General features: G+C 70.8%; 10 protein-coding genes and 4 pseudogenes. 9 read left to right on the forward strand and 5 right to left on the reverse strand.

What is annotated here, in order from left to right; genetic code table 11:
- The 6 genes and pseudogenes from J7E89_RS41520 to J7E89_RS37375 form a co-directional block, all read left to right on the forward strand.
- Nucleotides 1–173, forward strand: a pseudogene (locus J7E89_RS41520) (transposase); the annotation flags it as partial.
- A 12-nt stretch (nt 174–185) separates the two neighbouring features.
- Nucleotides 186–745 (forward strand): annotated as a pseudogene (locus J7E89_RS37355) (hypothetical protein).
- Between the two features lie 94 nt (nt 746–839).
- Entirely contained in the window at nt 840–2,807 is a 1,968-nt protein-coding gene (locus tag J7E89_RS37360; RefSeq protein ID WP_214980577.1) for a hypothetical protein, read from the forward strand.
- A 109-nt stretch (nt 2,808–2,916) separates the two neighbouring features.
- Entirely contained in the window at nt 2,917–3,831 is a 915-nt protein-coding gene (locus J7E89_RS37365; protein WP_214980578.1) for a metal-dependent hydrolase, read from the forward strand.
- Nucleotide 3,832: 1 nt separating this feature from the next.
- Entirely contained in the window at nt 3,833–4,912 is a 1,080-nt protein-coding gene (locus tag J7E89_RS37370) for a PDR/VanB family oxidoreductase (protein ID WP_214980579.1), read from the forward strand.
- A gap of 26 nt (nt 4,913–4,938) precedes the next feature.
- Nucleotides 4,939–5,667 (forward strand): TetR/AcrR family transcriptional regulator, encoded by a 729-nt coding sequence (locus J7E89_RS37375; protein ID WP_214980581.1) that lies wholly within the window; start codon nt 4,939–4,941, stop codon nt 5,665–5,667.
- Here the strand turns inward: J7E89_RS37375 and J7E89_RS37380 are convergent.
- The 3 genes and pseudogenes from J7E89_RS37380 to tnpA all read right to left on the reverse strand — a co-directional run bounded on the left by J7E89_RS37380 (nt 5,646) and on the right by tnpA (nt 7,323).
- A complete protein-coding gene (locus J7E89_RS37380) occupies nt 5,646–6,332 on the reverse strand; it encodes a DUF4230 domain-containing protein (RefSeq protein WP_214980583.1) in 687 nt (228 codons plus the stop codon). The two genes, J7E89_RS37375 and J7E89_RS37380, sit on opposite strands and share 22 nt — an antisense overlap.
- A 32-nt stretch (nt 6,333–6,364) precedes the next feature.
- Entirely contained in the window at nt 6,365–6,718 is a 354-nt protein-coding gene (locus J7E89_RS37385) for a 5-carboxymethyl-2-hydroxymuconate Delta-isomerase (RefSeq protein WP_214980585.1), read from the reverse strand.
- A gap of 236 nt (nt 6,719–6,954) precedes the next feature.
- Nucleotides 6,955–7,323: pseudogene (tnpA, locus tag J7E89_RS37390) on the reverse strand (IS200/IS605 family transposase).
- A 23-nt stretch (nt 7,324–7,346) separates the two neighbouring features.
- On the opposite strand from tnpA, the gene J7E89_RS37395 reads away from it, so the two are divergent.
- Together J7E89_RS37395 and J7E89_RS37400 are read left to right on the forward strand one after the other, a co-directional pair.
- Nucleotides 7,347–8,630, forward strand: coding sequence for an RNA-guided endonuclease TnpB family protein (locus tag J7E89_RS37395; RefSeq protein WP_214980587.1), 1,284 nt, complete (start codon nt 7,347–7,349; stop codon nt 8,628–8,630).
- 32 nt (nt 8,631–8,662) lie between these two features.
- Nucleotides 8,663–9,142: pseudogene (locus J7E89_RS37400) on the forward strand (GNAT family N-acetyltransferase); the annotation flags it as partial.
- A 67-nt stretch (nt 9,143–9,209) separates the two neighbouring features.
- Here the strand turns inward: J7E89_RS37400 and J7E89_RS37405 are convergent.
- Nucleotides 9,210–9,479 carry a hypothetical protein gene (locus J7E89_RS37405; protein ID WP_214980590.1) on the reverse strand — a complete coding sequence of 90 codons (270 nt, stop codon included), beginning with the start codon at nt 9,477–9,479 and terminating at the stop codon, nt 9,210–9,212.
- Nucleotides 9,476–9,949: a hypothetical protein gene (locus tag J7E89_RS37410; RefSeq protein WP_214980593.1), complete on the reverse strand. Its 474-nt coding sequence runs from the start codon at nt 9,947–9,949 to the stop codon at nt 9,476–9,478. Before J7E89_RS37410 ends, J7E89_RS37405 begins: the two co-directional genes overlap by 4 nt.
- A 162-nt stretch (nt 9,950–10,111) precedes the next feature.
- Between J7E89_RS37410 and J7E89_RS37415 the strand changes: the two genes are divergently transcribed.
- Nucleotides 10,112–10,527, forward strand: a 416-nt coding sequence (locus J7E89_RS37415; RefSeq protein ID WP_214980594.1) for a helix-turn-helix domain-containing protein, incomplete at its 3' end; no start/stop codon positions are given.

Consider the following 10,527-nt stretch of genomic DNA (forward strand, 5'->3'; position numbering starts at 1 on the left):
GCCGGCGTGCTCTTGGGCGTGAGGAAACCCGCCCCCGCATTCCCGGACCACGGACACGATCCGTGCCGCCCGGACGCGGAGCGAACGCGGGAGACCAGAACGCCCAAAACCGTTCGGGGCGTTCGGCTGAGCACGGGGCCTGGCAACAGGACTCACTCCCGCTCAGTCTTTAGGAACGGTTCAGTGTGCCCTTCAACGCCGAGCTGGACGGTCGTGAGGAGATGCCGGACGGGGATGGGACCGGGTACTGGTGTGGGCCTTCCGCGACCAGCGTCGCGGCCACCCGCCGACGACGGCCAGCGCGCTCGAAATAACGGTGGACTCCGGGTACCTCGGCCGCGGTCTGTCCTACCGCATGCTGTCCGCGCTGCGCGACGCGGTCGGCCGGCAGGGCCACGACCACCTTCTGGCTCCGGTCCGCCCGACGGCCAAGCACCTGCAACCACGCGCCCCCCTGGCGGAATACCTCCGCCAACGGCGCACTGACGGGCTGCCGGCCGACCCTTGGCTGCGCGTCCACGTCAAAGCCGGCGGCACCATCAAGAAGGTCGCTCCCGCATCGATGACGATCAGCGGATCCCTGGCCCAGTGGCGGCACTGGACCAGCCTCCCTTTCGACCACGACGGCGACATCGAGGTGCCCGGCGCCCTGGTGCCGGTGCACTGCGACACCACGCATGACCACGCGGTGTACGTGGAACCCAATGTCTGGGTCCGGCACGGCGTGCGCCCTCGCCGTCAATGACGAACCGGGGCCCCTGATCGCGGGCTGAGCCCAAAGCCGAGCCGGGCGGGTCCCCGCGAGGTGACCATCCGACGATTCGCTCGTTTTGCTGAACGTGCGCCCACAGGATGTTGTCCCCAGCCGCCCTGTCCCCGAGCCCCTCGAACCCGTCGCGCCCGTCGCCCCCGTCGACGTCGAGCAGGCCGAGGCCGCGCTCGTCGAGCACTATCCCCGGCTGGTACGGCTGGCGTACCTCGTGCTGCCGCCGCACCTCGGCCGCAACCGCCGTGTCCTGACCGCCCATTCGCTCGTGCAGCGTTCCCTGCCGCGCAGCCGCACCCCCGGGGTCTCCGTTCCCCTGCCGCGCCGCCCCGGTGGCGCCTCGGCCGGTCCGGGGTACGCGTACGTACGGCAGCGGGTGCTGCGCCAGGCGCTGGAGGCCGGGTTGCCGCTGCGGCGCAAGGCCTGGCCCAAGCGGGCACAGCTGCCGCCGCTGCTGCCGCAGGTGTGGGGGCTGCGGCTGTTCCCGCGCTCCGGCGGAGCCGACGAACTCGCCCTGGACCAGCGGCTGTCGGCCCTCAGCGGCCCCGGCCGCGCGGCGTACGTACTGCGCGGCCTGGAGCGTATGCAGGACGCGGAGGTGGCGCAGCTGCTCACCGCCGCCGGGGCCGCCGACCCGCACGCGGCGCTGGCCGAGGCGGACGGGGTCGAGGCTCCCGGCGGCGCGAGCGTGGCGGCGCTGCTGGGGTCCGCCGAGTTCGACCCGTGCTCGCTCCAGGCCAGGCCGACGGATTTGATGCGGCGCAGGCAGCACGCCAAGGCCGCGCTCGCCGCGGCGGCCGCCGCGGTGGTGTGCGGGGCGCTGCTCGGGCTGCCGGGAGAGGGGTGGGGGCCTGACGGCGCGGCCGCGCCGGCGTATGCCCGTAACCCGGCGTCCGAGCGTGCGCTGGACCCGTCGAAGACGGTCCGGGTCGCGGCCGGGGTGTGGAAGCGGTCCTCCCGTACCGACTTCTCCGCCTGGCCGGCCCGCGGCAACCTCGCCTCCGACAACGCACTGCTCCGCCGCGCCCTCGCCGTCTGGACCAGGCCGGGCCCCTCCGTGCAGACCTCCGCGACGCCCGCCACGCCGGTGGGCCCCCCGATGGGCCCGCCGCAGCTGCTGTTCGCGGGTGACATCGACGGGGCGAGGGTGGTGCTGCTGTACGACGGTCTGCGCGTCGTCCGGTACGCCGAGCCCCGGGACGGCACGGCGGGCGCGGCGCTCGACTTCGCGCGCGTGGACGGCGCGGACGCGGCGGCGGCGAACGCGCTGGTGGTGGGGCGCACGGACGGCAACGTCCGGTACCTGACGGCCCCCTGGGTGCGTACGGCGTCCGTACGGGACCTGCTCGACCCGGCCGGGGCCCCGGCGCCCCTGAAGCGGTCCCGGGACGGGGTGACGGACCCGCTCGCGAGTCCGGCGCAGGCGCGCGACTGCCGTTCGTGGGACGCGCTCGAACTGCGCGACGACGCGGGCCCCCGGCTGATGACCGACCTCGGTGAGCTGGCCCCGGCCCGGCTGACGTCGGGCCCGCCGTCCGCGCCGCGCGATGTGAGCGGCCCGGAGGAGCGGGCACGGTGGGCGCGTACGGCGTGTCTGCTGCCGGCGGTGCGTTCGCACGGCGTGCGCAGCGTGAACCTGTGGGCGTACGCCCAGCAGTCCCTCCCCGAGGGCAACGGCACCGCCGCCTGGCTCTGCACCCGCGCGGAGACGTGGCGGGGCACGGGCAGCAGGGTGCTGGCCCAGTTCCAGGCGCCGTCCGCGAAGGAGGGGGCGCCGGGCGCGATCGCGGCGCGCGCCGAGCACTCGCTGGCGTGCGGGGCGCGGGATCCGCGGGTGCTGGCGGGTGTGCTGTGGAAGTCGCGGGGCGGGAACTGGTACGTGTTGGCCGCGGGGAGCGGGCAGTTCAGGTCGGTCACCACGTCGGGCGGCGTGGAGGGCACGGCACGCGGCAATCTCCTGGCGGTACGGGCGAAGGCGGGCGCACAGGCGGACCTGGAGGGACGGGTGGAGAGCGGGGAGCGGGTGGGGGCGCTGCGGTAGGCGGTGCGTCTGTGCGGGTGCGGGTTCCCGAACCGGGGCGGCTTGCCCCCGGAAGAAACCCGCCGCACGACCCTGTTGCCAGACTCGTACCCGTCAGTACATTGACGCCATGTCTAATACGCCGCAGGGGCCCACGCCCGCCGCAATCGCGTCCGAGCGGACTCCGCTCAAGGCCCGGAAGGTCACCTTCGCGTGGGACGACACGCCCCTCCACTGGGTCCCGGGCGACCCGTTCACCACGCACACCATCAACGTGCTGCACCTGCTGCTCCCGGCGGGCGAGCGCTGGTTCGTACACGTCTACAAGCAAGTGCTGCCGTACATCCACGACGACCGCCTGCGCGAGGACGTCATCGGCTTCATCGGCCAGGAGGCCATGCACTCCCAGGCCCATGACGACGTACTGCCGCACCTGAAGAAGCTCGGGCTCGACCCGACGCCGTACACCGCCCAGGTCGACTGGCTCTTCGAAAAGCTCCTGGGCGACCGCACCCTTCCGCCGGGCAAGGCCCGCAAGTGGTGGCTGATGGAGCGGGTCGCGATCATCGCGGCCATTGAGCACTACACCGCGTTCCTCGGCGACTGGGTGCTCAACGCGGACGAACTGGACCGGCGCGGCGCCGATCCCACCATGCTCGATCTGCTGCGCTGGCACGGCGCGGAGGAGGTCGAGCACCGCTCCGTCGCCTTCGAGCTCTTCATGCACGTCGACGGCAGCTACCGGCGCCGCGTGCGGACCTGGGCCACCGCCTTCACCGCGCTGGTCTTCCTCTGGCAGCGCGGCTCGCGGTTCTTCATGGAGAACGACCCGACCCTCCTCGAAGGCAAGGCCACCTTCAAGGATCTGGTGCGCGGCGGGCGGCAAGGGGTGCTGCCCGCGACCGGGGACATCATCCGCTCCGTCCCGCGCTACCTCAGCCGTACGTACCACCCCTCGCAGGAGGCCAGCACCGCCCAGGCCGTGGCCTATCTCGCGAGCTCACCGGCTGCCACCGGCCGGACCGCCACCACCGGAGGTTCCTGACATGCCCCGCGTACGCACGATCGTTCTCGCCACGGGTGCCGCCCTGCTGGCGCAGCGGGCCCTGCGGCGCCGCATCAGGCGCTCCCCGCTGTGGCCGATGCCGGCCCTGGAGAACCCCATATCCGGCACCCGAGCCGCCTCCCGCGCCCCCGCCTCCCTCCGCCTCCTCGTCACCGGCCGCACCGAACCGGCCGACGGCGTCGTCGCACTGCACCTGGAGGCACTGGACACAGCGGACCTCCCGGCCTGGACGCCCGGCGCGCACGTCGACCTGGTCCTGCCCTCCGGCCAGGTACGCCAGTACTCCCTGTGCGGCGATCCGGCCGACCGCAGTACGTACACCCTCGCTACCCGCCTCATCGAGGACGGCAGGGGCGGCTCCCGCGAGGTCCACGAGCAGCTGCACGAGGGCTCGGAGGTGGAGATTCGCGGCCCCCGCAACCGTTTCCCCCTCATCGAAGCGCCGTCCTACGTCTTCGTCGCGGGCGGCATCGGCATCACGCCAGTCCTGCCGATGCTGCGCGCCGCCGAGGCCGCGGGCGCCGACTGGACGCTTCTCTACGGGGGCCGCAGCCGCGCCTCGATGCCGTACATCGACGAGATCGAGAAGCTGGCAGCCCCCGAGCGCGTGACGATCGTCGCGGAGGACGCGGACGGCATCCCCGACGTGCGGGCCGCCCTCGCGGACGCCGCCGAGGGGACGGCCGTCTACTGCTGCGGCCCCGAGCCCCTGATGGCCGCCGTGACCGAGGCCCTCCCCGCCGGCTGCACCCTGCACCTTGAGCGCTTCACCCCCGGCGCCCCCTCGGGCGGGACCGGCGGCGCCTTCGAAGTCGAACTCCGGCGCACCGGCCGCACCGTGACCGTCCCCGCGGGCGGCACGGTCCTGGCGGCCGTCCGCCCCGAGGTCCCGGGCGTCTCGTTCTCCTGCGAGCAGGGCTTCTGCGGTACGTGCCAACAGCGCGTCCTGGAGGGCGAGATCGACCACCGCGACGAGCTCCTGACGGACTCCGAGCGTGACGACTCCATGCTGATCTGCGTCTCGCGGGCGCACGGTGACCGGCTGGTACTGGACCTGTAGCGAGCGGCGACGGTTACGCTGCTCGTATGACGACCGGGGTGCGCCGAAGAATGGGCGTCGAGGAACGCAGGCAGCAGCTGATCAGCGTCGCACTGGAGCTGTTCAGCCATCGCTCGCCCGAAGACGTGTCGATCGACGAGATAGCGGCCGCAGCGGGCATCTCGCGGCCGCTCGTCTATCACTACTTCCCCGGCAAGCAGAGCCTGTACGAGGCCGCGCTGCGGCGGGCCGCCGACGAGCTCGCCGCGCGGTTCGTCGAGCCGCGCGAAGGACCGCTGGGCGTACGGCTGTTGCGCGTCATGGGGCGCTTCTTCGACTTCGTCGACGAGCACGGGCCCGGCTTCTCCGCCCTGATGCGGGGCGGCCCGGCGGTCGGTTCCTCCACGACGAACGCCATGATCGACGAGGTGCGCCAGGCGGCGTACGAGCAGATCCTCGCGCACCTCGGCATCACCGCTCCCCCGGCCAGGCTGGCGATGGTCGTACGGTCATGGGTGTCGCTCGCCGAGTCGACGGCCCTGATCTGGCTGGACGGGCGGGAGATCCCGCGCGCCGAGCTGGAGTTGCAGCTGGTGCACGACTTCGCGGCGCTGGCCGCGGTGAGTGCGGCGTACGACGCGGAGATGGCGGGGATCCTGCTGGACATCCTCGCGCTGGAGCCGGCCGACGGGCTGTTCGGGGATCTCATCGTGCGGCTGGCCGCCCTGGCTACGGCGTCGGGAACCGTACCCGGTCAGCGCCCGCCGTCGCCGTAGCGGACGGTGACGTCCTCGAAGCCGAGTGAGTGCAGCAGGCCCTGGAGCATGCTGGTGGTGTTCTTCTCCGCGCGTGCGGCCAGTTCGCTCTCCTCGGCGGCCTCGCCGATGTGACGGGCGGCGAGGCGGTTGACGGCGCGCTCGTCGGCCGGATTGTCGGAGAAGAAGTCCCCGAGCCGGTCGAGCAGCCCGCGCTCCTTGGAGACGGCGTACGAACGGTCGGCGTCCAGCGCCGGCTTGCCGAGCCGCGCGTGCGGCAGCCGCAGGGTCGCGGTGGTGCGCTCTTCGTTCACGGTGACCTGCCCCTCCCCCACCTTGCCGAGGTCGACGTACGCGCCGACGGTGCCGGCGCCGACGTACAGCGTGCGCGTGCCGCGGATGGCGTCGGGGAGGAACTTGGCGTCCTTCTCCAGGTCGACGACCACCTGGAAATTGCCGGAGGCCGCCTCGTAACGGCTCATGTCCTGGATGGACTTCAGGAGTGCGGGGCCCGACCGGTCGTGCGTCTCCTCACCGAAGACGTCGTCGAGGCTGGGCAGGAGACTGAGCCTGCTGCCGACGAGCAGCAGCGCCACCAGCACGGCACCCACGCCCGCGACCTTGGCCCACCACGGAACGTGGGTGCGGCGCGGGGGCCCTTTGAGCTGCTGCTCGCTGAGAGTCATACCGTACGGATGCCCCCGTACCCCTTGGTCACTCAGCGCTTGCGGTACGACGCTTCCAGGTCGCGTACTTCGGCGGAGATGTGCGGACCGGTCGTCCCGTCGACCGGCTTGACGTACTGGGCGACCAGGTCGAGGACGGCGGTCGTGAGCTGCGCCTTCAGCTCCGGGGCGCGGCCGGGCAGGAGGGCGATGCCTATGTGTACGAGGGTGTGGCCGGTCGCCGCGTCGGCCACCACTGTCTCGTCGACGCGCCGGAAGCGTGTCTTGCAGGCGGCGAGCTGGGTGTCGACGATGTCGACGACCAGCGGGTGCAGCGCCAGCGCGAATCCGCGCCGGTCGAAGGCGCCTGCCAGCTGCTCGGAGTAGTCGACGGTGATCTGCGGCATGGGCGGCACTCCGGGTGTGGTTCGAGGTCAGGGGCTGTCCCGGCCAGCCTTACGGTGATCCGCATGACGACGCAAGTGGACTTCCGTATCCGGACGACGATGACGTGACCGGCCTGGTCTCGCCCTCTACCTCTGATCTCGCCCAGTGCTCCGCCCTTCAGGGCGGATGGTGAAGGGCGTCCTTGGAGTGGAGGCGCGAAGCACCGGAGTTCGCTGCGTCTCCAGGCCGGACGGGCTCATGCCGGCCGCTGCTGGTTCTCGATGTACTGGCGTACGTCGGTCAGCGGTGCGCCGCCGCAGGAGCCTGCGAAGTAGGAGCCTGACCAGAAGCGTCCGCCCCACAGGTACCGGCGTACGTGCGTGTCGTACTCCTTGGGCGGGTAGTGCACGAGCAGATGGACGTGGCCCTCTGCGCCGTTGAACTGCTTCATATCGGCCTCGAAGTCCGTACACACCTCGCGCTTGATCTCTTCGCACCTGGCCAGCATGGCGTCCGTGAACGCCTCGCGCCGTTACTTGGTGACGAAAACCAAATGAACGTGAAGGTTGTAGACGACGTGACGACCCGAACGCACGTCCGGGTAGGGATTCCGTCGTGGTGACATAAACCAAACCATATAGTGATCGCGTGAGCGAAGAACTCCTCCTGGGAGAGCACCAGTTAGGGCACCGTGCCCGACTGGCGCTGGACCCTGCGCTCTCGCGGCAGACCAATGAGCAGGCACACGCTGCCCGCACGATGTGGAACCTGCTGCACGCCTGGTGGCAGATGATGCCGAAGGAGAAGCGGACCCTCGGATGGGCGGACGCCGCGATCCGGCAGGCCCGCGAGGACATCGACTTCCTGGCCGTCCTCCCCGCCCAGGCCGCGCAAGCGGTACTCAAGACGTACTTCCGGGCGTGGAAGAACTGCTGGGAGGGCCGCGCCGACGCCCCGAACTTCAAGGGCCGCCTCCGCACGGTGATGTCCGTGGACATCCCGCAGGGCCGCGACCTGAACATCACCCGCGTGCACCGACGCTGGGGCGTGGCCAACATTCCCAAGGTGGGCCGGGTCCGCTTCCGGTGGACCATGGACCTGCCGGTTGGCAAGCGGGCCAACGCGGAGAACCGGATCACCGGAGCGCGACTGGTCAAAGACGTACTCGGCTGGCACATCGCCTTCCGCGTCCAGACCCTCGTGCGAAAGCCGGAGCCCCACACCGGCCCGGCAGTCGGCATCGACGTGGGTATCACCGTGCCTCTGGCCCTCTCAGACGGCACAACGTACGACCACGACGAATGGCTGACCGCCAAGGAAAAGGCCAAGCTGCTCCGGCTGGAGCAGCGGGCCGCACACCGCAAGACCTTCCGCAACCCCGCAGAACGCACCTCCGGGCGGCTGCGGGCCACCTACGACCAGATCTCAGGACTCCGCGCGAAAGCCAAGCGCCGGGCCCTGGACTGGCAGCACCGGACCACCACCGTCATCGCCCGCACGTACGGCACCGTCGTGGTCGAAGCACTCACCATCACGAACATGGTCAAATCGGCCAGGGGAACCATCGAGGCACCGGGGAAGAACGTCGCCCAGAAATCCGGGCTGAACCGCTCCATCAGTGGGGAGGCATGGGGCCGGACAGTCACCATGCTGACGTATAAGACCACCCGCCAGGGCGGCACCCTCGTCAAGGTCCCCGCACCCAACACCTCCCGGCGCTGCTCCGCCTGCGGCTTCATCACACCCGGCAGCCGGGAAGACCAAGCCACGTTCATGTGCAAGAACCCCGACTGCGGCTGGTCGTGCAACGCTGACCACAACGCATCCCGGAACGTCTTGCACCTGTACCGGATCGGCCTCGTGGCGATCCCGGCTGCCGGGAGGGCAGTCGTCAGGCGCGCACGCCGCGTCAAGCTCACCACCGCAAGGTAGGCAGGAATCTCCCGCATTCATGCTGGAGAGCACTTCAAGACGGAGCCGCCCGCTGGATGCGGAGCCGCGGCATAGCGCAGTGGCAGCCGGGCGGGAAGGACGAGGAGCACTTCCGGCTGCGGATGAAGGAGGGCGAGGTGTGGCTGGCCGAGGCGGCGGGAGGCGTGGCCGTCGGGGCGTACGAGCTGTGGTGGGACGACGAACCGGCGTGGGGCGTACAGCCGCCGGTCGCCGGGTACGTACACCGGCTGATGACCGACCGCACGGCCGCCCCGGCCGGCCTCGGGCGAGCCCTGCTCGCGCACGCCGAGCGGCGGATCGCGGAGGCGGGGCGGGAGCTGTGCCGACTGGACTGCCTTACGTCGAATCCCCGGCTGCGGACGTATTACGAGAGTGCCGGATACCAGGTGGTGGGCGAGCAGCCGTTCAAGGCTGGGGTCACGGGCGGAAGTTCGTACGGCGTGACGCTGCTTGAGCGGCGCCTGCCGGCAAACGACAGCCCGGTCGGCTGACCGGGACGTCGCCTGCCGGACGGTGGCCTTGCCGACTTTGCGGGCGTCCTGGAGATGATGTCTGACATCAGCCTTGTCTCTCGCGCATTGGGTTGGTGGGGGCCGGAGTGGCACGCCAGAACGACGTCTGTACTGCTCGGAAGGAGCGGTGCGTCGGGTTGAGGCCGGTGTGCTTGAGGGCCCAGATCTCGACCGACAGCCGCTCGCCGGTGAAGCAACCCGAGCTCTCCTCGCACGTCGTGCACTCCACCTCGTGCAGCGGCGCCTGCGGCGCGCCCTCTTCCGTATCGGCACCCAGAGTCCAGTCCGCTGCGCGGATGATCGCTTTGACGGTCACCCGGTCACCTCGGTAAGCCGCTGATGACCGAGGCGGACCAGCTCGGCCCCGGCGTGCGGCGAGCACAGGTCGCCGGCCCGCTCCATGGGAACCGCCCAGTACGGGCCGAACGACAAGTGGGCTTGACCCGTGCGTGGTACTCCCATCCAGGAACCCCGGCCCAGACAGCGGGCCAGAGGCGAGGACCACGTTTCCGTCGTCTGCGGTGGAACCAGCACGTAGAACTCACCGTGCGGGTCGTGGATGACCGGGCCGTGCAGGAGCTCGCCGAGGAAGCCGGCGACCGCCTCCCGGTCCTCGCTGCCGGCTGCGGCGTGAACGATCCCGGCGTGAATCCGTACGGCGTCGAACCGGCGACCGAGCGGCAGCATCGCGACGCTGCGCTCCGCCCATTCGGCATGCGCCCTCAGCGGGAACTTGTGGGCGCGAGCGAGCCAGTCGGCAATTGCGGCATCTGTACTGCTGATCACGGGGTCTCCCGGGTCGCTACTCGGTTCGGGTCGCTCATCCAGCGTCGGCCGATTCGCGCAACTGCGGTATGACCAGCAGGGGTTACCGAGCCGGTAATACACTCGTTGGTACTCCAACAAGGTGCGCCAGCGTGCATAGGATCGCTCCGGAAGTCGGCCCACATGGAAGCCACCACCCCCGGCCCGCTCGAACCCGACGTCCTCAACCGGGACGACGTTCGGCGAGCTCTCGCTGAGCATGACTTCGCTGCCGCCTTCACCCTGATCAAGAAGTGGGGAGGCCTCTCCCAGAACCGGATCGGCGCGGCCTGCCGGCTCACCCCGGGCAAGGTGTCCACGATCACCAGTGGGGCGCAGCGGGTCACGTCGTTCGAAGTGGTCTGCCGGATTGCCGACGGGTTGCGCATCCCAGGCAGCATGCTGGGGCTCACCCCGCGGCCCTGGGAGGAAACCCCCAAGCCCGCGTTTGAGCATCCGACGGCGCCGTCGGGGGAACGACCACCGACGGACGACGTTCCGTGGCGCCCCGACGCCACCGTGGATCTCGCCTCGCGCCTGACTGGAAGAGATCTCGTGAT

Source organism: Streptomyces sp. ISL-100, from assembly GCF_018614615.1.
Taxonomy (GTDB): Bacteria; Actinomycetota; Actinomycetes; order Streptomycetales; family Streptomycetaceae; genus Streptomyces.